Annotated in this window: 16 protein-coding genes, 1 tRNA gene and 2 rRNA genes (1 of these 19 cut by a window edge); 17 read left to right on the plus strand and 2 right to left on the minus strand. The window is 38.5% G+C overall.

Going from position 1 to position 23,300, the window contains the following annotated elements:
* The first annotated feature begins 28 nt into the window (after window positions 1-28).
* From ndk to IGJ63_RS03775, 3 genes are all read left to right on the plus strand, one after another.
* Entirely contained in the window at window positions 29-439 is a 411-nt protein-coding gene (ndk, locus tag IGJ63_RS03765; RefSeq protein ID WP_002381321.1) for a nucleoside-diphosphate kinase, read from the plus strand.
* Between the two features lie 159 nt (window positions 440-598).
* Window positions 599-2,209: an aspartate 4-decarboxylase gene (gene aspD, locus IGJ63_RS03770; RefSeq protein ID WP_002379214.1), complete on the plus strand. Its 1,611-nt coding sequence runs from the start codon at window positions 599-601 to the stop codon at window positions 2,207-2,209.
* 142 nt (window positions 2,210-2,351) lie between these two features.
* Window positions 2,352-3,437, plus strand: a complete 1,086-nt coding sequence (locus IGJ63_RS03775) for a hypothetical protein (protein WP_438745951.1) — start codon at window positions 2,352-2,354, stop codon at window positions 3,435-3,437.
* Between the two features lie 115 nt (window positions 3,438-3,552).
* Here the strand turns inward: IGJ63_RS03775 and IGJ63_RS03780 are convergent, their stop codons facing one another.
* Window positions 3,553-4,356 carry a Cof-type HAD-IIB family hydrolase gene (locus IGJ63_RS03780; RefSeq protein WP_002355941.1) on the minus strand — a complete coding sequence of 268 codons (804 nt, stop codon included), beginning with the start codon at window positions 4,354-4,356 and terminating at the stop codon, window positions 3,553-3,555.
* 205 nt (window positions 4,357-4,561) lie between these two features.
* Between IGJ63_RS03780 and IGJ63_RS03785 the strand changes: the two genes are divergently transcribed.
* The 3 genes from IGJ63_RS03785 to IGJ63_RS03795 all read left to right on the plus strand — a co-directional run bounded on the left by IGJ63_RS03785 (window position 4,562) and on the right by IGJ63_RS03795 (window position 8,102).
* Window positions 4,562-5,137: a DUF1361 domain-containing protein gene (locus IGJ63_RS03785; RefSeq protein WP_002386206.1), complete on the plus strand. Its 576-nt coding sequence runs from the start codon at window positions 4,562-4,564 to the stop codon at window positions 5,135-5,137.
* A 152-nt stretch (window positions 5,138-5,289) separates the two neighbouring features.
* Window positions 5,290-6,696: an NCS2 family permease gene (locus tag IGJ63_RS03790; protein WP_002355943.1), complete on the plus strand. Its 1,407-nt coding sequence runs from the start codon at window positions 5,290-5,292 to the stop codon at window positions 6,694-6,696.
* A gap of 209 nt (window positions 6,697-6,905) precedes the next feature.
* On the plus strand, window positions 6,906-8,102 hold the full coding sequence (locus IGJ63_RS03795) for a multidrug efflux MFS transporter (protein ID WP_002381323.1): 1,197 nt from the start codon (window positions 6,906-6,908) through the stop codon (window positions 8,100-8,102).
* 54 nt (window positions 8,103-8,156) lie between these two features.
* Here IGJ63_RS03795 and IGJ63_RS03800 read toward each other — a convergent pair whose 3' ends face one another.
* Window positions 8,157-8,342 (minus strand): YjzD family protein, encoded by a 186-nt coding sequence (locus tag IGJ63_RS03800; protein ID WP_002355945.1) that lies wholly within the window; start codon window positions 8,340-8,342, stop codon window positions 8,157-8,159.
* A 117-nt stretch (window positions 8,343-8,459) separates the two neighbouring features.
* Here IGJ63_RS03800 and dnaE point away from each other — a divergent pair, with 117 nt between their 5' ends.
* From dnaE to IGJ63_RS03855, 11 genes are all read left to right on the plus strand, one after another.
* Window positions 8,460-11,789 carry a DNA polymerase III subunit alpha gene (gene dnaE / locus IGJ63_RS03805; protein ID WP_284955266.1) on the plus strand — a complete coding sequence of 1,110 codons (3,330 nt, stop codon included), beginning with the start codon at window positions 8,460-8,462 and terminating at the stop codon, window positions 11,787-11,789.
* Window positions 11,790-11,961: 172 nt separating this feature from the next.
* Complete coding sequence (pfkA, locus tag IGJ63_RS03810; protein WP_002355947.1) at window positions 11,962-12,924, plus strand: 6-phosphofructokinase; 963 nt, start codon at window positions 11,962-11,964, stop codon at window positions 12,922-12,924.
* A gap of 64 nt (window positions 12,925-12,988) precedes the next feature.
* The gene (pyk, locus tag IGJ63_RS03815; protein ID WP_135952880.1) at window positions 12,989-14,746 is read left to right on the plus strand and encodes a pyruvate kinase; all 1,758 of its coding nucleotides are present in this window, start codon (window positions 12,989-12,991) and stop codon (window positions 14,744-14,746) included.
* 372 nt (window positions 14,747-15,118) lie between these two features.
* Window positions 15,119-15,688, plus strand: coding sequence for a YceD family protein (locus IGJ63_RS03820; protein ID WP_002363429.1), 570 nt, complete (start codon window positions 15,119-15,121; stop codon window positions 15,686-15,688).
* Between the two features lie 56 nt (window positions 15,689-15,744).
* On the plus strand, window positions 15,745-15,924 hold the full coding sequence (rpmF, locus tag IGJ63_RS03825; RefSeq protein WP_002355952.1) for a 50S ribosomal protein L32: 180 nt from the start codon (window positions 15,745-15,747) through the stop codon (window positions 15,922-15,924).
* 204 nt (window positions 15,925-16,128) lie between these two features.
* Complete coding sequence (gndA, locus tag IGJ63_RS03830; protein ID WP_002355953.1) at window positions 16,129-17,550, plus strand: NADP-dependent phosphogluconate dehydrogenase; 1,422 nt, start codon at window positions 16,129-16,131, stop codon at window positions 17,548-17,550.
* A 157-nt stretch (window positions 17,551-17,707) separates the two neighbouring features.
* Window positions 17,708-18,394 (plus strand): response regulator transcription factor, encoded by a 687-nt coding sequence (locus IGJ63_RS03835; protein WP_002355954.1) that lies wholly within the window; start codon window positions 17,708-17,710, stop codon window positions 18,392-18,394.
* 10 nt (window positions 18,395-18,404) lie between these two features.
* Entirely contained in the window at window positions 18,405-19,913 is a 1,509-nt protein-coding gene (locus IGJ63_RS03840) for a HAMP domain-containing sensor histidine kinase (RefSeq protein ID WP_002363430.1), read from the plus strand.
* A 644-nt stretch (window positions 19,914-20,557) separates the two neighbouring features.
* Window positions 20,558-22,118, plus strand: a 16S ribosomal RNA gene (locus IGJ63_RS03845).
* Window positions 22,119-22,197: 79 nt separating this feature from the next.
* Window positions 22,198-22,270 (plus strand) — tRNA-Ala (locus IGJ63_RS03850).
* Between the two features lie 176 nt (window positions 22,271-22,446).
* Window positions 22,447-23,300, plus strand: a 23S ribosomal RNA gene (locus IGJ63_RS03855); it runs 2,059 nt beyond the window's last position.
* The 16S and 23S rRNA genes sit together here with 1 tRNA gene alongside, the layout of an rRNA operon.

Raw genomic sequence — 23,300 nt, forward strand, 5'->3', positions numbered from 1 at the left:
GAAAGGGCAAAAGGAAGTTTTGAAAGGGATGGAAAAAATGAAGGAAACAAGTTTAGTAATTATTAAGCCAGATGGCGTTGAACGAAAGTTAGTTGGCAAAATCATTCAACGTTTTGAAGATAAAGGTATTGACTTATTGCACCTTAAATTCGAACGACTAACAGTAGAAACAGTGAAGGAACATTATGAGCATTTAAAAGATGAACTATTTTTCCCTGAATTATTAGCCTATATGACAAGTGGCCCAGTGGTTGTGATGGTCGTTGTAGGGGACAATGTGGTTAAAAAAGTGCGTAAATTAGTTGGAGCAACGAATCCGTTAGATGCTGAAAGTGGCACCTTACGAGCGGATTATGGGTTGTCTGTCACCAAAAATTTAATCCATGCTTCTGATTCTGTTCAATCAGCAAAAATTGAGATGCAACGGTTCTTTGGTTAATCATCAAAAAAGAAGCAATCCTTTATTTTTTATAAAGGATTGTTTCTTTTTTATTAATTGTCAGAATATTCCGCTTAAATGGTTGACATCTGGAGGTAGAAGAGTAGTATAGACTACATACTAAATACTAAATGACCGCGTGTGCTTCAGGAGGATAAAATGATAACAAGTGATGAATTGACAGAAAACCTTAGTCCGTTTGAATTAAGTCTATTTTTAGAGAAGAAATTACATGAAGAAAATCATAATTTAGAAACATTGTTAAATGCAGGGCGAGGCAATCCTAATTGGACGGCGCCAACACCAAGGGAAGCCTTTTTTTTATTAGGTCAATTTGCTACAAAAGAAACGTTAAGAGAGGGGAGCGAACAAACGGCTGGTATGATTCAGCCAAGTTTTGGTAGAACGCAACGCTTCTTAAACTTTTTAGCAGAAAATCATAGCAAAGGGGCAACCTTCTTACAAGAAATTTGGACAGCAGAGCATAACTATTTTGGGATGGATAAGGAAATGTGGTTAGATGCCATGTTAGACTATGTGATTGGGGATAATTATCCGAATCCTGTTCGTTGCTTGAAGGCGTGTGAACAACCGATTAAAGCATATTTAAATCAAGAATTATTTTCCAGCGAAGCACAACCGTTTGATATTTTTGCCGTTGAAGGTGGTACAGCAGGGATTTGTTACTTGTTTGATACGTTGGCAAATAATTATTTACTAGAAAAAGGTGATCGTATTGCGTTGTTATTACCAACGTTTGCTCCTTATCTAGAAATTCCAGAACTACCACGTTATGATTTTGACGTGGTTAAAATCAAAGCAGAGCAAATGATTATTGATGGAAAAACGACGTATCAATACTCAAACAAGGAAATTGATAAACTAAAAGACCCGTCCATCAAAGCGGTTTTTGTCGTAAATCCCAGCAATCCAACTGCTAATGCTATGGGAAAACCTACCATTGAACAAATCAAACAAATCGTTGCAGTGGATAACCCTAAGCTAATGATTTTAACAGATGACGTTTACGGAACCTTTGTGCCAGCTTTCCGTTCATTATTTACGGAGTTACCTTACAATACAGCTTGTATCTATTCTTATTCTAAATACTTTGGCGCTACCGGTTGGCGTGTGGGGACTATTGCGGTCAGTCAAGAGAACATCTTTGATCAATTATTAAAAGAATTGCCAGTGGCTCGAAAAATGGAATTACAGGCACGTTATGCTACATTGAATGCAGACACAAGCCAAATTAACTTTATCAGCCGCTTAGTCGCAGACAGCCGCGATATTGCGTTGAACCATGCAGCGGGACTTTCTTCTATTCAGCAAGCAATGATGGCTTTATTTAGTTTGTATGCTTTGTTAAAAGACGGTCAAGCATATAAAGACGAAGTGATGGATATTTGTCATACGCGTGAAAAGCTCTTGTTCCGCACCTTAGGCATTGAAGAGCCTTTAGCAAGTTTAAATACAGCCTATTATTGTGAAATTAACTTTAGAGATTGGACAGAAAAACGTTATGGCCCAGAATTTTCAAGTTATTTAACGAAATCGTGGACGATCACAAAAGTATTAACTTCGTTAGCAGAAAAAGAAAAATTAATGCTTTTAAAAGCGGATGCTTTCGGGAGTGACAAATGGTCAGTTCGAATTTCTTTAGCCAATTTAGCTACTAACCAATATAGTGAAGTTGGTAAACGAATGATTCGCCTATCTGAACACATTAAAGAAGAGTGGTTGCGCCAAAAGCGCCAAGCAATTAAATAAAAAAACGCTAAGTCTCTTAAGCTGCAGGAGACTTAGCGTTTTTGTTTATTATTTATTCATTTTTCCGTCAGTTTTGGTTTATAAATGTTTGCTACACTGGAGATAAGAGGAAATTAAGCGTTTATAAAAAGGAGAGAAGTGAATGAAACATATTAAAGGAATGTTGGTTTTTATCGGATTATTTATTTTGGTTGGTTGTGCGCCAGATCAAGAGCCAACGAAACAAACAACAAGTGGTCCGCAAGAGACAAAGCAAGTGAAGCAAGTTACCGTCACCAATCAAACGACTTCTGCGGTGGAAAAACAAGCGCCGACTAAAAATGACGAACTGATTGCTAATCAATTGACTTTTGATTCTCATGAATACACGTACGAAGTGGTTACAGGGGCCACACAAACGACATTTGGGACAACCCCACCAGCAAAATATACACCAGAAGAAAAAAAGGAAAAAATGTTTTGGTCCAATCAACCGCCTTTGGGATTAATGACGGGTAACTATTATAAAAATGAAGGTGTATTTACTGGCGGAAATTACGGCATTGTAGAGATTATTACGGAACCTGAAACGCAACGGATTCTGAATGTTGAGTTTACAGAGTTTGCTAGTGATCCTTATTACGATACACGATATTCGGGTGTCAACAAACGCCTGTCGGATTATCCTGAATTTCAAGCAAGCAACACGCGCACAGACGATACGTTAGTCACCGTTGTTAATGGTATTACTTATGTAGAAAAACAAATGCGTGACGAAAATCGTGTCACAGGTAATTTTTATACGGTACGTGGTTCATCAACTTCTGCGCGTGAAGGATTAATGCCTTTAGCAGCAGAGATGGACACTTGGCTAAAAGAGCCATCGAAAGAAACGTATATCGGTTACGCAGAAGATTTAGGCAATGGCCTAATCGCTCGACTTCAAGTGATAACAGAAGAGCAGAAAATAAAACATTTCAGCTATGATGAATACTTTTCAGATGAACAGGAAAAAATCACAGAAACAGCTCTGCGGCCTTTTTATCGTCAATCGAAATATTATTCACCAGGATACAATAAACAAACCAACAATTCTTTTATTCATTTTGTAGATACACTAACAAAGGCCATTACGACACAACAAACTTTATCCGTTAACGAAGAACAAGAGCTAAAGCATCCGTCTTTTACTACTTATCAAAGATTGGCTGAAAAAATCAGCACGTTTCAAAATTCATTGAAGGAATAAAAAAAACGAAAGTAGGGCATAAGTCGTTTCGACTTATGCCCTACTTTCGTAATCTTAAGATTATCAGCTAAACCAAAGCAAGTTCTTTTTAAAGAAATACTTTTATCTTAGCCTTTTATAGATCTAAATAATTTTCTAAATAATCTGCTAAACCATCTTGATCATTTGTTTTTTCAGTGACATCGTTGGCTACGGATTTAATTTTATCCGTGGCATTGTTCATAGCAACACCCCAACCAGCATAACTTAACATTTCTTCGTCATTATGTTCATCGCCAAAAGCAATGATATCAGCTGGTTTGACAGATAAAAAGTTCGCCACTTGATCAACGCCATGGGCTTTTTGAATTCCTTTTGCGACCATTTCTAAAATAGGCATTGGACCGCCCCAAGTGCGGACATCAATATAATCACCATATTGTTTTGTCAATGTATCAGCAACTTTTTCAGCTTGGTTTGGTGTGGTCCGAACCATCATTGAGGTAGGATTTGTTCGTAAATTTTTAGCAGTAAGTAAATTATCTAAGGTTGCTTTGGAAGCAAAAAATTTCGGATCGAACCCATCTAACGTATCGATATAAAATGTTTCTTTGTTTTCAGCAGCAACAAAATCTAATTGTAATTCTTTTTTCTGTGCCAAAATATCAAAGACTAGGTCACGTTCAATATTGGCTTCGCTTTCCAAGTCCCATTTTTTCTCTGGAATGTGGACTAAAGCGCCGTTAAAGTTAACCATAGGGGTCGTTAGGCCAAGTTGTTGGTAAAATTGATGACTCATTCTATAGGGACGACCAGTGGCAATACTGACGTAATGACCGTTGTCAATCGCTTTTTTTAGTGTTTGTTCGGTTTTTGGACTGATTAAAGACTGTGCATTTAATGTTGTGCCGTCTAAATCAATAGCAATTAATTTTTTCAAGTAAAAATTCCTCCTAAATGCCTTTTACTCAGTCTAGCATAAAACCGAAGATTATCAAGGGGAGAAGCATGTTCATTTATAAGGTTTAAAAAAAAGCTTAAGAAGTATGCTACACTAAAATAAACCGTTTGAAAAAGGAGCGCAGAGCATCTTGAAAAATTCTAGAAATTATTTACGAGTGATCACCTTAATCTATTGTATCTATATGTGGTTATTTGCTACGCATTTTCATTTTATGGCGTTGAACGTGTTGTTAGCCTATATTCCAATTGAACTTAGTTATCTTTTAAACGCAGAAAAACGTAAAAGGGATTGGTTGATAGGTTTTGCTTGGTTAATTTTTTATCCTAATGCGCCGTACCTATTTACGGATTTTTTTCATTTAGAAACGCTATCTATTTATCGAGGCTTTAATACGATTTTTGCAAACCAAATTGGTGATTGGTGGGCGTTTGTTTGCTTAACTAGCGGGATTGTTATATATGGACTTTTAGGGATGAAAACAGTAACAACTGTTAGTCAGAAATTGCAAAGTTATTGTGACTATAGAACAATTGTAGTCTTTCAAGCCAGCCTTCATTTCTTGTCTGCTTTGGCGATTTATGTTGGACGTTTTGATCGATTACACAGTGTCTATCTTTTTATGAGTCCAATTGAAACAGTGAAAATTATCTTTTTTGACTGGTCCCTTCAAAAATTAATGTTTATTTTATTAATGATGTTTCTACAGATGCTGTTGTTTGGGCTAATCCAATTATTAGGAAAAGAAGAAGCAATGTAAAGCTTTTTCTTTTTTTTATATCTGCAAAACACGAACGTTATATAGAAAAGTATATATAATAGTTAATATTTTGTTGTAAAAATATAGCGATTCTCTTATAATCAAAGAGTAATTATTCGAAAACATGGATTTTAAGGGAGAGAAGTGCAATTATGAATACGTTTTTCAAATTAAAGGAAAACAAGACAACGGTATCAACTGAAATAATGGCGGGGGTTACGACCTTTTTTGCAATGAGTTATATTTTATTTGTTAATCCGTCCATTCTTTCAGAAACAGGGATGCCTTTTCAGGCTGTTTTTTTAGCGACCATTATTGCTTCAATCATCGGTACATTAATTATGGGGCTGTTTGCTAATGTACCTTACGCTCAAGCACCGGGAATGGGACTCAATGCTTTCTTCACGTTTACGGTCGTTTTTGGGATGGGGTATACTTGGCAACAAGCATTAGCAATGGTTTTTATTTGTGGTTTGATTAATATTTTGATTACAGTGACAAAAATTCGCAAAATGATTATTAAAGCAATTCCAGAGAGTTTACAACATGCTATTGGTGGTGGGATTGGAATTTTTGTCGCTTATGTAGGGTTGAAAAATGCTGGCTTATTAAGTTTCACAGTACAAGCAGAACCTCAAAATGGTGTTGTGAATGGTTCGAGTATCGTGCCCGCTTTAGGAAATTTTGATAATCCAGCTATTATTTTGGCGGTAATTGGGTTAGTTTTAACAACGATTTTAGTTGTCACTAATGTTCGTGGGGCTATTTTAATTGGCATTGTGGTTACTACGTTAGTCGCAATTCCAATGGGGGTGGTAGACACTGCTTCGGTTGATTGGCATGCTAATTCGTTGGGCAATTCATTTAAAGAATTAGGTACAACTTTTGGCGCTGCTTTTGGTGCTGAGGGCTTACAGTCATTGTTTAGCGATTCTTCAAAAATTCCTCAAGTTTTAATGACCATTATTGCCTTCAGTTTATCAGATACGTTTGATACAATTGGAACATTTATCGGTACGGGACGTCGAACAGGAATTTTCTCTAAAGAAGATGAATTAGCTTTAGAAGATAGTAAGGGCTTCAGCACTAAAATGGACAAAGCTCTATTTGCAGATGCTATTGCAACATCTATCGGTGCGATTTTTGGTACATCGAATACGACAACTTATGTAGAAAGTGCAGCAGGAATCGGTGCGGGTGGTCGAACAGGTTTGACATCGGTAGTGGTAGCAATTCTATTTGCCCTAAGTAGTCTTTTTTCACCACTTATTGCTATTGTACCAGCACAAGCTACGGCTCCAGCGTTAATTTTAGTGGGAATTATGATGTTAGCTTCTTTCAAAGACATCAATTGGACGGATTTAGAAGATGCGATTCCAGCATTTTTTGCTTCAATTTTCATGGGATTATGTTATAGCATCTCTTATGGGATTGCTGCTGGGTTCATCTTTTATGCAGTGGTGAAAGTAGTCAAAGGAAAAGCCAAAGAAGTTTCACCAATTATTTGGGTCATTGATGCGTTATTTATCTTAAACTTTGTAATCTTAGCTATTTTATAGTAAACAGAAGTGAGGCTAAGATAACAGCGGTTAGCTTTGAAGGTGTTGCATTTATTCAGCTATTTATCTTAAGCCCAAGTGTTAAGAAGTCTGGCAGATTGGTCGTTTTGACCGGTCTGCCAGACTTTTTTTTAAAAGAATTTTCTTTTGAGAGATTCACTCTTTTAGAGTATAGTGGTAGGTGAAGAGGTGATAAGGTGGATAAAAGTATGAAAATAAAATGGAAGCAGAATTTATTAGTCGCATGGATTGGTTGCTTTTTTACAGGGGCGAGTATTAGCTTAGTTATGCCGTTTATTCCAGTATATGTTGAACAATTAGGGACGCCTAAGAGCCAAGTAGAGTTGTTTTCTGGATTGGCAATTTCTGTCACGGCATTTGCTGCTGCGATTGTTGCGCCGATTTGGGGAAATTTAGCTGATCGAAAAGGTCGGAAAATTATGATGATTCGGGCTGCAGCAGGAATGACGATTACAATGGGGGCGTTAGCATTTGTCCCTAATGTTTACTGGCTGTTGATTATGCGTTTTATGAACGGGATTTTATCCGGCTATATTCCTAACGCAACAGCGATGATTGCGTCGCAGGCGCCAAAAGAGAAAAATGGCTGGGCTCTAGGAACATTATCAACAGGTGCAATTGCTGGGACGTTAATTGCGCCATCGATTGGCGGTGCGTTGGCACAGTGGTTTGGAATGGAAAATGTCTTTATTATTACCGGCGTTATTTTATTCATTACAACGTTGTTGACTATCTTTTTAGTTAAAGAAGATTTTCAACCAGTTGAGAAAAAGGATTTATTAACGACGAAAGAAATTTTTAGTAAGATGGATCATGTTTCAGTATTGATTGGTTTGTTTGTGACTACGTTAATTTTACAATTAGGAATTACAAGTATCAGCCCAATCTTAACGCTATATATTCGATCTTTAAGTGGCGATACAGAGAATGTATTATTTGTTAGTGGTTTGATTGTTTCGATTGCCGGCGTTTCAGCAATTATTTCTTCTCCAACTTTGGGAAAAATTGGGGACCGCATTGGGAACCAAAAAGTTTTATTAGGCGGATTAATTCTTTCTTTTATTTGTTACATTCCCATGGCGTTTGTGCAAACACCTTTTCAGTTAGGTGTTTTACGATTCCTTTTAGGTTTTTCAACAGGTGCTTTAATGCCATCAATCAATACGTTAATTAGTAAAATAACGCCAACAGAGGGCGTAAGTAGAGTTTATAGTTACAATCAGATGTGTAGTAATTTCGGTCAAGTTTTAGGACCGATGGTAGGGTCGACAGTTGCCCATGGTTTTGGCTATTCTTCTGTTTTTCTGGTAACCGCTTGTTTCGTTTTAGGAAACATTGGGCTGTCCTTCTTTAATTTCCGAAAAGTTTTAAATAAAAAGCTCTAAACAGTTGAAAAGATAAAAAAACCAGTTACAATAACTTTAGTAACTGGTTTTTTCTTATTTAACAGGTTTGGTTTCTTTCGGTACTGCAAAGTGTGCAATTAATAAAATAATAACGGCTGTTGCCAACGATAGAATCGTTGTCATTTTAAAGTCGTATGAACCACCAGATAATGCACCGCCGATATATCCAACGACTTGGCCTAATGCGAAGGTCCAGAAAAATACAACAAGATAACGCATATGAGCACCTCTTTTCTAGCTCTTAGTTTAGCATATTTTCTTTAAAAGTAAAGAATCCGCGATAGGAAAATAAGAGAAGAGGCAAAAAATAGCAAGGATTCAAAAAGGAGCTGTCCAATGTCATTTCCACAATTACATACCGTTACTTCCTATTCGCTTTTATCTAGTACGGTTAGGATTCGTTCCTATGTAAAACAAGCGAAAGCGTTAGGTTATCAAACATTAGCGATTACCGATATCAATGTCTTGCATGGGGCGGTTGAATTTTATGAAGCATGCCAAGAAGCGGGAATTCAACCAATTATCGGTTTAAGATTAGAATATACCCCAGCAGAAAAAGAAGGGCATTCCGAGTTGCTTTTATTTGCTAAAAATTTAAAAGGGTATCAGCAATTAATGCAACTATCTAGCAGCAAAATGACGACAGAGGGTCCCTTTTACTTAGCGGAACATCAATCCTTATTAAGTGATTTATTTGCCGTGACTTTGTCAGCTAAAGGAGAAGTCGCCCAAACATTTTTTGAAGATGAACAACAAGCGGTTCACGCTTTCCAACAACTTGCTTCATATTTTGATCCCCAGTCGTTATTTGTTGAACATTCTTTTTCAATGAATCAACAACGCAATCCAGCGCTCTTTTCTTTTTACCAAAGAGAACAATTACCTGGCGTGGCTTTGCAAGAGGTACGTCATTTAACAAGGGAAGAAGGCTTTGCCGTAACTGTTCTTGAGAGCATCAAAGAAAATAATCAATTGAATATTACAAGCCAAACACCGGAAATAGAAGGTCTGAATTACTTGCGTGAAGCAGAGACGACGATGGAACAAATGCTTCAAATAGCTGGTGCAGAAGTGGTCCAGAATACGATTCAGCTAGCTGAAAATTGCCGAGTTGACATTCCTTTACATCAAAAATTATTACCGCATTTTCCTGTGCCTGATAATCAAACGGCTGGTTCTTATTTACGCACATTGTGTTTAGAAAAATTACCAGAAAGAGTGCCTCATCTAAATGAAGTTTACCAAAAACGATTAGAAAAAGAGTTAACCATCATTCACAATATGGGTTTTGATGATTACTTTTTAATCGTTTGGGATGTGATGGACTTCTGTCATAACAATCAAATTGTTACAGGCGCTGGCCGAGGTTCAGCTGCAGGCTCTTTAGTGTCCTATGTGCTATCAATTACAGATGTAGATCCAATCAAATATGATTTGCTTTTTGAACGTTTTTTGAATCCAGAACGCTACACGATGCCCGATATTGATTTAGATATTCCTGATAATCGGCGGGAGGAAGTTTTAGCTTATGTCAGTCAAAAATATGGTCATTATCACATGGCGCAAATTGCCACGTTTGGTACGATGGCTGCGAAAATGGTTTTACGGGACGTTGCACGTGTTTTCGGGTTGTCCCAGAGTGAAGCGAATCGTTGGTCGGCAGCTGTCCCCAACAAGCTAAAAATTACGTTAGAAGAAGCATACCAAGAGTCAAAACGGATGCAAGAATTGGTCAATTTTTCACCAAATAATCAATTGCTCTATAAAACAGCTGTTCAGCTAGAAGGATTGCCTCGCCATGTTTCTACGCACGCAGCAGGTGTGGTAATTAGTGATGAAAATCTTTTGAATTTGGTTCCGTTACAACCAGGATCGAATGAAATTTTATTGACCCAATTTACTATGAATGATGTTGAAAAAATTGGTCTTCTGAAAATGGATTTCTTGGGCTTAAGAAATTTATCCATCATTGATGATACCCTCACAGCTGTTAAACGCGTCTATAATCAAACCATTCGTTTGAATCAGATTCCATTAGATGACGAAACAACGCTGGCTTTATTTAGAAAAGGGGAAACAAGTGGCGTTTTCCAGTTTGAATCTGCTGGAATTCGGAATGTATTAAGAAAATTAGGGCCAACTAGCATTGAAGATATTGCTGCTGTCAATGCCCTGTATCGTCCTGGTCCGATGCAAAATATTGAGGTTTTCATCCGCCGGAAAAAAGGCTTGGAACAAATTAGTTATCCAGAGCCTAGTCTCGCCCCCATTTTGGAAAATACTTACGGAATTATTGTTTACCAAGAGCAGATTATGCAAGTTGCTGCGAAAATGGCTGGCTTCTCTTTAGGGCAAGCTGACATTTTACGTCGGGCCATTAGTAAAAAGAAAAAAGATGTGCTAGATGAAGAACGGAATCATTTTGTTAATGGTGCGTTACAACAAGGCTATCCCCAAGAAACAGCTAACCAAGTGTACGATTATATTGAGCGCTTTGCTAATTATGGCTTTAACCGCTCGCATGCATTTGCCTATTCCTTTATTGGTTTTCAAATGGCTTACTTGAAGGTTCATTATCCGAGTGCTTTTTATGTCGCATTGTTGCATTCTGTTCGTCATAATCCAACAAAAATTAAAGAATATATTGGCGAAGCTAGAAAAAACAAGCAGACGATTTTGCAGCCGTCAATTAACCAAAGTCACTACAGCTTTTACCTAAATCAGCAACAGCAAATTTTATTTGGTTTTAGTTCTTTAAAAGGAATCCGCCGAGACTTCATTCAAAATATTTTAAATGAACGCCGAGAAAATGGACCGTACAAAACGTTCGATGAGTTTCTTTTGCGAATTGACCGTAAGTGGTTGAAAGTTGAAAATATCGAACCATTGATTGCCATCGGTGCATTTGACGAAATTGCGCCTAATCGCCGTCAATTAGCGGTAGGTTTAGAGAGTAATATCCAAAGTATTCTTCTCAGCGGTGGTAGTATGGATTTGTTAGAAACGTTGAAGCCAAAGGAAGAAGAAATTGCCGATTATCCGCTAGAAGAGCGACTAGAACAAGAAGAACAATATTTAGGAGTCTATTTATCAGGACATCCGACAGAAGAGTTCAAAAAAACACGCTTAGCCAAGCAAACGCAACTTGTTCATGAACTTGTTGAAAATCAGCCCACGAAATTATTGATTTATGTCAAAAACATTCGGACGATTCGGACCAAAAAGGGAGAACAAATGGCCTTTGTTGATGGGGATGATACAACAGGAAGTATTTCACTAACGTTGTTCCCAACCGTTTTTCGCCAGTTAAGACAGAGTGTCGAGAAAGGGCAAGTTTATTATGTGGAAGGAAAAGTGGAACGCAGTACGTACAATCAAGAATTGCAAATATTGGTTCAACGAATAGAAAAAGCGCAACAAGTAGAAACATCAATTAGTGACGAAACGTGTTTTATCAGAATTACAAAAGATGTCGAACAAACGGACGTTTTTCAGAAAATGAAAGAGGTACTCAGTCGTCACGCTGGACACATTCCAGTGATTGTCTATTTTGAAAAAACAGGTAAGAAAATAGTATTAAATGAAGAAAATTGGGTCGCTCATACAAGCGCTAGTCAGCAACAATTAGCTTACGTTTTAGGCGAGCAAAACGTCATTTTCAAATGATTTACGGTAAAAAATACTAGTTGTTTTCAACTTTTTTCATTTTTTTCTTCTTAACTCAAGACATTTTGGTTCTTTAATGGTAAAATGAATGACGTAATATTTTTGTATATCAATTTTTGCGAAAAGGTTTCTTTTGGCAGTTGAAAGTATATTATATGAGGTGAAATAGCGAATGAAACGCATTGGTATTTTAACCAGCGGGGGAGATGCCCCTGGAATGAACGCTGCAATTCGTGCAGTCGTACGCAAAAGTATTTTTGATGGAATCGAAGTTTACGGTATTAACTATGGATTTGCCGGTTTAGTCGCAGGCGACATCCGTCGTTTAGATGTTGCTGACGTTGGCGATAAGATTCAACGTGGTGGAACATTCTTGTACTCTGCTCGTTATCCTGAATTTGCTACTGAAGAAGGGCAATTAAAAGGAATCGAACAATTGAAAAAATTCGGTATTGAAGGCTTAGTTGTTATTGGTGGAGACGGTTCTTATCATGGCGCAATGGCTTTGACAAAACGTGGTTTCCCGGCTGTTGGAATTCCTGGAACGATTGATAATGATATTCCTGGAACAGATTTCACAATCGGTTTTGATACAGCGATTAACACTGTTTTGGAATCAATTGACCGAATTCGTGATACAGCGACTTCTCATGTTCGTACATTCGTTATCGAAGTAATGGGACGTAACGCTGGTGATATCGCATTGTGGTCAGGCGTGGCAGGCGGAGCAGATGAAATCATTATTCCTGAACATGATTTTGATATGAAAAACGTTGCCAAACGTATTCAAGAAGGCCGCGACCGCGGGAAAAAACATTGCTTAATCATTTTAGCAGAAGGCGTAATGGGCGGAAATGAATTTGCTGATAAACTTTCTGAATACGGTGATTTCCATACGCGTGTATCAATTTTAGGACACGTGGTTCGTGGGGGCTCGCCAAGTGCTCGTGACCGTGTATTAGCAAGTAAATTTGGGTCATATGCTGTTGAACTTCTAAAAGAAGGCAAAGGCGGTTTATGTATCGGTATGTTAGATAACCAAGTAGTTGCAGCTGATATTATTGACACGTTAGAAAACAATAAACACAAACCAGATTTATCTCTTTATGAGTTAAATCATGAAATTTCTTTTTAATCTTGTATATTAGCTAATCTTATTAGCTTTGTATAAACAAATTTGGAATAGGAGCGTTTTAGTAATGAAAAAAACGAAAATCGTATGTACGATTGGACCAGCTAGTGAATCCGTTGATATGCTAGTAAACTTAATTAATGCAGGTATGAATGTTTGCCGTTTGAACTTTTCACATGGTGACTACGAAGAGCATGGTGCTCGTATTAAAAACATTCGTGAAGCTGTAAAAATTACAGGGAAACGCGTAGCGATCTTACTAGATACAAAAGGTCCTGAAATCCGCACAAATGACATGGAAAATGGCGCAATCACAATGAAAATTGGTGACTCAGTACGTATTTCTATGACAGAAGTTTTAGGAACAAATGAAAAATTCTCAATCACTTATCCAGAATTAATCAATGATGTAAACGTAGGTTCACACATTCTTTTAGATGATGGTTTAATCGATTTAGAAGTAACTGATATCGACCGTGATGCAAACGAAATCGTAACAGTTGTTAAAAACGAAGGCGTCTTGAAAAACAAAAAAGGCGTTAACGTACCAGGCGTTTCTGTAAACTTACCAGGGATCACTGAAAAAGATGCTAACGATATCCGTTTCGGAATTGGTCAAGGAATTGACTTTATCGCAGCTAGCTTCGTTCGTCGTGCTTCTGACGTTTTAGAAATCACTAAAATTTTAGAAGAAGAAAACGCAACACACATCCAAATCATTCCTAAAATCGAAAACCAAGAAGGTATCGATAATATCGATGAAATCTTAAAAGTTTCTGATGGTTTAATGGTTGCTCGTGGTGACATGGGTGTTGAAATTCCAACAGAAGATGTTCCAGTTGTCCAAAAAGCTTTAATTAAAAAATGTAATGCTTTAGGTAAACCAGTTATCACTGCAACACAAATGTTAGATTCAATGCAACGTAACCCACGTCCAACACGTGCGGAAGCAAATGACGTAGCAAACGCAATCTACGATGGAACAGATGCAGTAATGTTATCAGGCGAAACTGCAGCAGGGGATTACCCATTAGAAGCTGTTCAAACAATGGCTCGTATTGCAGTTCGTACAGAAGAAACATTAGTTAACCAAGATTCATTCGCATTGAAATTATATAGCAAAACAGATATGACTGAAGCAATCGGACAATCTGTTGGCCATACAGCACGTAACTTGAGTATCCAAACAATCGTTGCGGCAACAGAATCAGGCCATACAGCACGTATGATCTCTAAATACCGTCCAAAAGCACATATCGTTGCAATTACGTTCTCAGAACAAAAAGCACGTAGCTTATCATTATCATGGGGTGTTTACGCAACAGTTGCTGACAAACCATCAAGCACAGATGAAATGTTTAATTTAGCTTCAAAAGTATCACAAGAAGAAGGTTATGCTTCAGAAGGTGATTTAATCATTATCACTGCTGGTGTTCCAGTTGGCGAAAAAGGCACAACAAACTTAATGAAAATTCAAATGATCGGTTCTAAATTAGTTCAAGGTCAAGGTGTCGGCGAAGAAGCAATTATTGCAAAAGCCGTTGTGGCAGGAACTGCTGAAGAAGCAGTTGCTAAAGCGACTGAAGGGGCTATTTTAGTTACAAAAACAACAGATAAAGAATACATGCCTGCAATTGAAAAAGCATCAGCATTAGTTGTTGAAGAAGGTGGTTTAACTTCTCATGCAGCTGTTGTAGCGATTGCACAAAATATTCCAGTTATCGTAGGTGCTGCAGATGCAACATCATTAATTAATAATGACGAAGTGATTACTGTTGATCCTCGTCGTGGTATTGTTTACCGCGGAGCAACAACAGCTATCTAAGTCTAATTAATTCAATCATTTGATTTTAAGCAATATGTACTCGGACGCAAAGCTGGGACAAACCGATTCGTCAGTTTGTCTCAGCTTTTTTTACAAGGAAGACAGTAGTATGAAATGTTCAGAAACACGTATTCAGTAAATAAAGAGTTGGGCGCAAATAGTAAAATTATGTCTGAGTTTTAAATTATTTATGTTATTTCACACAAAAATTTTGTTATTTAATTAAATAAGCGCTAAGTTATCTTCAACAGAAAAACAATTATAAAAAAAACGAAAGAAAAACAGGAAATAAGAAAGGGCTGTCAAGAAAATTTCATTGACAAAGCTTTCATACCCCTGTATAATAGCTTTTGTTGCTTAGGAGTGATAATTATGAAGTGGTCTTTGTTAGAATTAAATAAATACAAAGAAGAGCCGCTAGTGTTTTCAGAAACATTGCATCTTAAAGAAGAGCTTCTTCAACGAGATGATACCTTGTTGGATGTAAGTCCAATCAAAGTAGAAGGCTTATTAGCAGTCAATAAATCAGAATATTTACTTCATTACACTATTCAGGTAACTGTAACCGTTCCTTCATCCCGTTCTTTAGAACCTGTGGCTTTGCCAATGCAAATCACGGTCGATGAAGTCTTTATGACAAAAGAACAAATGGATACAAGAGATGAACGATTTGCAGCTGAAGAGATTATTTTATTGGACAAGCCAACAATTGATTTAGATGAATCTGTCGAAGACAACATTCTATTGTCCATTCCAATTCAAGTGCTTACAGAAGAAGAACAAAACAGTCAAGAAATGCCAAGTGGCAATGACTGGGAAGTGATTTCAGAAGAAGCATATTTGGAAAGTAAGCAGAAAGCAGCAGAACAAACAGTGGATCCTCGTCTGGCTAAACTATCAGAATTACTCAGCGATAATGCTGAAGAGGAAGATAACAGCTAGGTTGGAATATATTGTGTATGTAAATACACGCATCTTTACAAGGAGGTGGAACAACAATGGCAGTACCAGCTAGAAGAACTTCTAAAGCGAAAAAAGCAAAACGTCGCACACACTACAAATTAACAATCAAAGGCTTAAATGCATGCTCAAACTGTGGTGAAATGAAAAAAAGCCATCACGTATGTCCAGCATGTGGTCACTACGATGGAAAAGACGTAATGTCTAAAGAAGCATAAGCATAAAAACATTTTTTGAAATGTTGAATCCCCTAGGCTAACCATGGAGCCTAGGGGATTTGTATTTTTTTAAGAAAATATGAAGAAATTGGAAATTTATTGGCACTATATTGTTTTCATATGAAAGATAGTGCGTTATAATAGTGAGGATTATAAGAGAATGCTCATAGAATTTTCGTTGATTATAATATAGGAGGTCATAAAATGACAAAACAACAATTTGGCGTAGTCGGCATGGCTGTCATGGGGAAAAATCTTGCTTTAAACATTGAAAGCAGAGGCTATACAGTTGCGCTGTATAACCGTACAGGATCAAAAACAACAGAAGTGGTTGAAGAACATCCTGACAAAAACTTTCAAGCAACATACTCAATTGAGGAATTTGTGAATGCAATTGAAAAACCTCGTCGAATTATGTTGATGGTTAAAGCTGGACCTGCAACAGATGCGACAATCCAAGAATTGTTACCACACCTTGATAAAGGCGACATCTTAATTGATGGCGGTAATACGTTCTTCAAAGACACAATGCGACGTAATGAAGAACTAGCAAACTCAGGAATTAACTTTATTGGTACTGGCGTTTCTGGCGGAGAAGAAGGAGCCTTGAAAGGACCATCTATCATGCCTGGCGGACAAAAAGAAGCGTATGAGTTAGTTGCGCCAATTCTTGAAAAAATTTCAGCTAAAGCAGAAGACGGTGAACCATGTGTGACTTACATTGGCCCAAATGGTGCTGGACATTATGTAAAAATGGTTCATAATGGGATTGAATATGGGGACATGCAATTAATTGCTGAATCCTACGACTTAATGAAACAAATCTTAGGTTTATCTGTTGATGAAATGGCAGAGATTTTCAAAGAATGGAACGAAGGCGAATTAGACAGTTACCTTATCGAGATCACGGCTGACATTTTGACACGTAAAGATGATGAAGGAACCGACCAACCAATCGTTGATGTTATTCTTGATGCAGCAGGCAACAAAGGAACAGGTAAATGGACAAGCCAAAGTGCGTTAGATCTTGGCGTACCATTACCATTAATTACAGAATCAGTATTTGCACGTTTCATTTCGGCTTACAAAGAAGAACGCGTAAAAGCAAGTGGCATTTTATCAAAACCTGCAGCCTTTAACTTTGCAGGCGATAAAAAAGAATTGATTGAAAAAATTCGCGAAGCATTATACTTTAGTAAATTAATGAGTTATGCGCAAGGGTTTGCACAACTCCGTGCAGCTTCTGAAGAATACGGATGGGATTTACCATTTGGTGAAATTGCAAAAATCTGGCGAGCAGGTTGCATTATCCGTGCACAATTCTTACAAAAAATTACCGATGCATATGAAAAAAATCCAGCACTTGAAAACTTGTTGTTAGATGAATACTTCGTAGAAATTACGAAAAAATATCAACAAGCCGTTCGTGAAGTTGTTGCGATTGCTGTTCAAGCAGGTGTTCCTGTACCAACATTCTCATCTGCAATTGCTTATTACGATTCTTATCGTTCAGATCGCTTACCAGCGAATTTAATTCAAGCACAACGTGATTACTTCGGTGCTCATACGTACGAACGCACAGACAAAGAAGGAATCTACCATTACAGCTGGTACAACGAAGAATAAACACGCTGGAGACCATGAGTGTGGCTCACCATGCTCATGGTTTTACTGTGGCTTAAAAAAGAACCAGACAGATTGAGTAGTAATTCTCTAATAAGTAGTAAGGAATAAAAAGGTTGAGCTTGAGTATAGCTTTTAAAGAGAAAGGACAATTAATCAAATGAGCAACATTTTAATTATTGAAGATGAAAAGAACTTAGCGAGATTCGTTGAGCTTGAATTAAAACATGAGGGGTATACGACAGAAGTACACTACAATGGTCGTACAGGATTGGAAGCCGCTCTTAACAACGAATGGGATGCTATCCTTCTTGATTTGATGTTACCAGAATTGAATGGATTAGAAGTATGTCGCCGTGTTCGCCAAGTGAAAAATACACCAATTATTATGATGACTGCGCGTGATTCAGTAATTGACCGTGTTTCTGGTTTAGACCATGGAGCGGATGATTATATTGTTAAACCATTTGCAATTGAAGAATTGTTAGCTCGTTTACGTGCGTTACTTCGTCGTATTGATATTGAGGGCGATAAAAACGTTGCAAAACAAACAACGATTACATATCGTGACTTAACAATTGAAAAAGAAAATCGTGTCGTTCGTCGTAATTCTGAAATGATTGAATTAACAAAACGCGAATACGAATTACTATTAACGCTAATGGAAAACGTGAATGTTGTCTTGGCACGTGATGTGTTACTAAATAAAGTTTGGGGCTATGAAACAGAAGTAGAAACAAACGTTGTGGATGTGTATATCCGCTACTTACGAAATAAAATTGACGTACCTGGAGAAGAAAGCTACATCCAAACTGTCCGTGGAACTGGCTACGTTATGCGTTCGTGAGAACTAATTAATGAAAAGAACGATTAAAAAAGAACTGGAAGGCCCATCTTTAACTATAAAGTGGGCTTTCGCAAGTTCTTTCTTTATATTTGTAGTTTTTACCATTTTTGCGGTGATTACCTATAAGTCTTCTGTTAGTCTTATTGTTGCCAAAGAAAAGGAAAATGTCGAAGCAACGATTGCAGAAGTAACAAATCGATTAGCTAATGCCAATGAAAATTTAACGGTAACAGACGTTTTTGACTATTTAAAAACGCCGAGTGAAAGAGATGAAAACTACTATAATAAGCATACAGCAGTAGAAGGTTCGTTTATGGAAATGGACAGTTTCATATCTGAACTAGGACAACCAGAACTTTATTTATCTGTGTATGACACAAACCAAAAACTAGTTTTTAAAACACAAAATGAATATGATAAGTTATTACAATTGGATCGACAATTACCTGTTGTTCGAACCGTTTTTGATAAAACCGGTTTTTATTCCGTGGAACCTATTTTTTCAAAAGAAACACGAGAAAAGATTGGCTATATTCAAGCGTTTTATGAACTTTCTTCTTTTTATGAAATTCGTAATCATTTATTATTAACACTTGTAGTTTTAGAAGTGATTTCTCTGATTGTAAGTAGTGTCTTAGGCTTTATCCTCTCTTCTTATTTCTTAAAACCATTAAAAGTATTGAGAGACACGATGGATACAATCCGCAAAGACCCGCAATCAGATGTCCACATGCCGGAGATTAATACGAGAGATGAGTTAGCAGATATCTCGGAAATCTTTAATGAAATGTTAGATCGTATGAGACGCTATATCGAACAACAAGAGCAGTTTGTTGAAGATGTTTCCCATGAATTAAGAACGCCCGTTGCGATTATGGAAGGCCATTTAAACCTTTTAAATCGTTGGGGGAAAGACGATCCTGAAATTTTAGATGAATCATTAAAGGCCAGTTTACAAGAAATTAGTCGTATGAAGAGTTTGGTCCAAGAAATGCTTGACCTTTCACGCGCTGAACAAGTGGACACCCAATATGCAAATGAACGAACAGATGCTAAACAAGTAGTCTACCAAGTATTTAATAACTTCCAATTGGTTTATCCTGAGTTTCATATCACATTAGATGACGATTTACCAACCGAAGTTGAACTGAAAATCTATCGTAATCACTTTGAACAATTGCTAATTATTCTATTAGATAATGCGATTAAATATTCAACAGATCGAAAAGAAGTGCATATTTCCATTTCTCGAACGATGAATGAATTTGAAATAGCTGTGCAAGATTTTGGTGAAGGAATCACTGAAGAAGACTTGGAGAAAATATTTGATCGATTCTATCGAGTAGATAAAGCCCGTGCAAGAAATAAAGGCGGTAATGGCTTAGGACTATCAATTGCAAAACAATTAGTCGAAAACTATAAAGGACGTATTGATGCAGAAAGCGTATTGCATCAAGGAACGATCTTTAGAATTTTTATTCCAATCGCTGGAATAAAAGAAGAGAGCAACGTACAATAAAGTACGTTGCTTTTTTTACGAATGATTAACGAACATTTAAGTAAGAGAAAAGGGATTATAAGATAAAGAAACGAATGTTTTCTTTGCAGAAAATATTCATCGTTCGAAATTGAAAAAAATGTTATTTTTCTGCAAAATAATAGTTGCGTTTTAGAAAAATCCTTGGTATATTAATATCTGTTCTGACAAACAGTTCGTTAAGAAAAAAGTTTTAAAAAGTTAAAAATTTTTCTTGACGAAAAGATAAATAACATGTTAGAATAACAAAGTCGTTAAAGAGATTGCTTTTAAATCAATCGTTTGATCAAAAAAACTTGTTATAAAATAACAAAAAAGTTTTAAAAAGTTGTTGACAAACAACTGAGATAATGATAAGATATAGAAGTTGTCACAACAGACGACAACGACCGAGCGAAACAACTTAAAAAAACTTTTTCAAAAAAGTTCTTGACATTCAAATGAAAGTTTGTTATGATATAAAAGTTGCTGCGAGGTAACGTAGACCTTTGAAAACTGAACAAAGAATAGACGAACCAAATGTGTAGGGCGTCTTGATTCAATTCAAGACAACAAACATTTTTAACAAGCAAGCAATATGCTAGCAAACAAATTGAGCTTAACAATCGAAAGATTGTTCTAACTTTTATTATGAGAGTTTGATCCTGGCTCAGGACGAACGCTGGCGGCGTGCCTAATACATGCAAGTCGAACGCTTCTTTCCTCCCGAGTGCTTGCACTCAATTGGAAAGAGGAGTGGCGGACGGGTGAGTAACACGTGGGTAACCTACCCATCAGAGGGGGATAACACTTGGAAACAGGTGCTAATACCGCATAACAGTTTATGCCGCATGGCATAAGAGTGAAAGGCGCTTTCGGGTGTCGCTGATGGATGGACCCGCGGTGCATTAGCTAGTTGGTGAGGTAACGGCTCACCAAGGCCACGATGCATAGCCGACCTGAGAGGGTGATCGGCCACACTGGGACTGAGACACGGCCCAGACTCCTACGGGAGGCAGCAGTAGGGAATCTTCGGCAATGGACGAAAGTCTGACCGAGCAACGCCGCGTGAGTGAAGAAGGTTTTCGGATCGTAAAACTCTGTTGTTAGAGAAGAACAAGGACGTTAGTAACTGAACGTCCCCTGACGGTATCTAACCAGAAAGCCACGGCTAACTACGTGCCAGCAGCCGCGGTAATACGTAGGTGGCAAGCGTTGTCCGGATTTATTGGGCGTAAAGCGAGCGCAGGCGGTTTCTTAAGTCTGATGTGAAAGCCCCCGGCTCAACCGGGGAGGGTCATTGGAAACTGGGAGACTTGAGTGCAGAAGAGGAGAGTGGAATTCCATGTGTAGCGGTGAAATGCGTAGATATATGGAGGAACACCAGTGGCGAAGGCGGCTCTCTGGTCTGTAACTGACGCTGAGGCTCGAAAGCGTGGGGAGCAAACAGGATTAGATACCCTGGTAGTCCACGCCGTAAACGATGAGTGCTAAGTGTTGGAGGGTTTCCGCCCTTCAGTGCTGCAGCAAACGCATTAAGCACTCCGCCTGGGGAGTACGACCGCAAGGTTGAAACTCAAAGGAATTGACGGGGGCCCGCACAAGCGGTGGAGCATGTGGTTTAATTCGAAGCAACGCGAAGAACCTTACCAGGTCTTGACATCCTTTGACCACTCTAGAGATAGAGCTTTCCCTTCGGGGACAAAGTGACAGGTGGTGCATGGTTGTCGTCAGCTCGTGTCGTGAGATGTTGGGTTAAGTCCCGCAACGAGCGCAACCCTTATTGTTAGTTGCCATCATTTAGTTGGGCACTCTAGCGAGACTGCCGGTGACAAACCGGAGGAAGGTGGGGATGACGTCAAATCATCATGCCCCTTATGACCTGGGCTACACACGTGCTACAATGGGAAGTACAACGAGTCGCTAGACCGCGAGGTCATGCAAATCTCTTAAAGCTTCTCTCAGTTCGGATTGCAGGCTGCAACTCGCCTGCATGAAGCCGGAATCGCTAGTAATCGCGGATCAGCACGCCGCGGTGAATACGTTCCCGGGCCTTGTACACACCGCCCGTCACACCACGAGAGTTTGTAACACCCGAAGTCGGTGAGGTAACCTTTTTGGAGCCAGCCGCCTAAGGTGGGATAGATGATTGGGGTGAAGTCGTAACAAGGTAGCCGTATCGGAAGGTGCGGCTGGATCACCTCCTTTCTAAGGAATATTACGGAAATACACATTTCGTCTTTACTTTGTTCAGTTTTGAGAGGTCTACTCTCAATCAAATAAATTCGGGGCCTTAGCTCAGCTGGGAGAGCGCCTGCTTTGCACGCAGGAGGTCAGCGGTTCGATCCCGCTAGGCTCCATTGATAGCTTTTGCTATCAGATTCGTTCATTGAAAACTGGATATTGAAGTAAAAAGAATCAAAACAAACCGAGAACACCGCGTTGAATGAGTTTTTTAATAAGTTCAATTGCTTATTTATTGATTAACCTTCTATCGCTAGAAGAAGTGATCAAGACCCAACCGTAAGGTTGATAAGGTTAAGTGAATAAGGGCGCACGGTGGATGCCTTGGCACTAGGAGCCGATGAAGGACGGGACTAACACCGATATGCTTTGGGGAGCTGTAAGTAAGCTATGATCCAGAGATTTCCGAATGGGGGAACCCAATATCTTTTATAGGATATTACTTTTCAGTGAATACATAGCTGATTAGAGGTAGACGCAGAGAACTGAAACATCTTAGTACCTGCAGGAAGAGAAAGAAAATTCGATTCCCTGAGTAGCGGCGAGCGAAACGGGAAGAGCCCAAACCAACAAGCTTGCTTGTTGGGGTTGTAGGACTCCAATATGGTAGTCTGTTAGTATAGTTGAAGGATTTGGAAAATTCCGCTAAAGAGGGTGAAAGCCCCGTAGACGAAATGCTGACAACACCTAGGAGGATCCTGAGTACGGCGGAACACGAGAAATTCCGTCGGAATCCGCGGGGACCATCCCGCAAGGCTAAATACTCCCTAGTGACCGATAGTGAACCAGTACCGTGAGGGAAAGGTGAAAAGCACCCCGGAAGGGGAGTGAAATAGATCCTGAAACCGTGTGCCTACAACAAGTCAAAGCTCGTTAATGAGTGATGGCGTGCCTTTTGTAGAATGAACCGGCGAGTTACGATTGCATGCGAGGTTAAGTCGAAGAGACGGAGCCGCAGCGAAAGCGAGTCTGAATAGGGCGAATGAGTATGTAGTCGTAGACCCGAAACCATGTGATCTACCCATGTCCAGGTTGAAGGTGCGGTAAAACGCACTGGAGGACCGAACCCACGTACGTTGAAAAGTGCGGGGATGAGGTGTGGGTAGCGGAGAAATTCCAAACGAACTTGGAGATAGCTGGTTCTCT

It is taken from the genome of Enterococcus sp. DIV1375a (genome assembly GCF_051712205.1).
Lineage (GTDB): Bacteria > Bacillota > Bacilli > Lactobacillales > Enterococcaceae > Enterococcus > Enterococcus faecalis.

Bases quoted from the DNA above. Each gene is read 5' to 3' on its own strand.
- ndk (WP_002381321.1), top strand. From the start codon at position 29: ATGGAAAAAATGAAGGAAACAAGTTTAGTAATTATTAAGCCAGATGGC.
- aspD (WP_002379214.1), top strand. From the start codon at position 599: ATGATAACAAGTGATGAATTGACAGAAAACCTTAGTCCGTTTGAATTA.
- IGJ63_RS03775 (WP_438745951.1), top strand. From the start codon at position 2,352: ATGAAACATATTAAAGGAATGTTGGTTTTTATCGGATTATTTATTTTG.
- IGJ63_RS03785 (WP_002386206.1), top strand. From the start codon at position 4,562: ATGTGGTTATTTGCTACGCATTTTCATTTTATGGCGTTGAACGTGTTG.
- IGJ63_RS03790 (WP_002355943.1), top strand. From the start codon at position 5,290: ATGAATACGTTTTTCAAATTAAAGGAAAACAAGACAACGGTATCAACT.
- IGJ63_RS03795 (WP_002381323.1), top strand. From the start codon at position 6,906: ATGAAAATAAAATGGAAGCAGAATTTATTAGTCGCATGGATTGGTTGC.
- IGJ63_RS03800 (WP_002355945.1), bottom strand. From the start codon at position 8,342: ATGCGTTATCTTGTTGTATTTTTCTGGACCTTCGCATTAGGCCAAGTC.
- dnaE (WP_284955266.1), top strand. From the start codon at position 8,460: ATGTCATTTCCACAATTACATACCGTTACTTCCTATTCGCTTTTATCT.
- pfkA (WP_002355947.1), top strand. From the start codon at position 11,962: ATGAAACGCATTGGTATTTTAACCAGCGGGGGAGATGCCCCTGGAATG.
- pyk (WP_135952880.1), top strand. From the start codon at position 12,989: ATGAAAAAAACGAAAATCGTATGTACGATTGGACCAGCTAGTGAATCC.
- IGJ63_RS03820 (WP_002363429.1), top strand. From the start codon at position 15,119: ATGAAGTGGTCTTTGTTAGAATTAAATAAATACAAAGAAGAGCCGCTA.
- rpmF (WP_002355952.1), top strand. From the start codon at position 15,745: ATGGCAGTACCAGCTAGAAGAACTTCTAAAGCGAAAAAAGCAAAACGT.
- gndA (WP_002355953.1), top strand. From the start codon at position 16,129: ATGACAAAACAACAATTTGGCGTAGTCGGCATGGCTGTCATGGGGAAA.
- IGJ63_RS03835 (WP_002355954.1), top strand. From the start codon at position 17,708: ATGAGCAACATTTTAATTATTGAAGATGAAAAGAACTTAGCGAGATTC.
- IGJ63_RS03840 (WP_002363430.1), top strand. From the start codon at position 18,405: ATGAAAAGAACGATTAAAAAAGAACTGGAAGGCCCATCTTTAACTATA.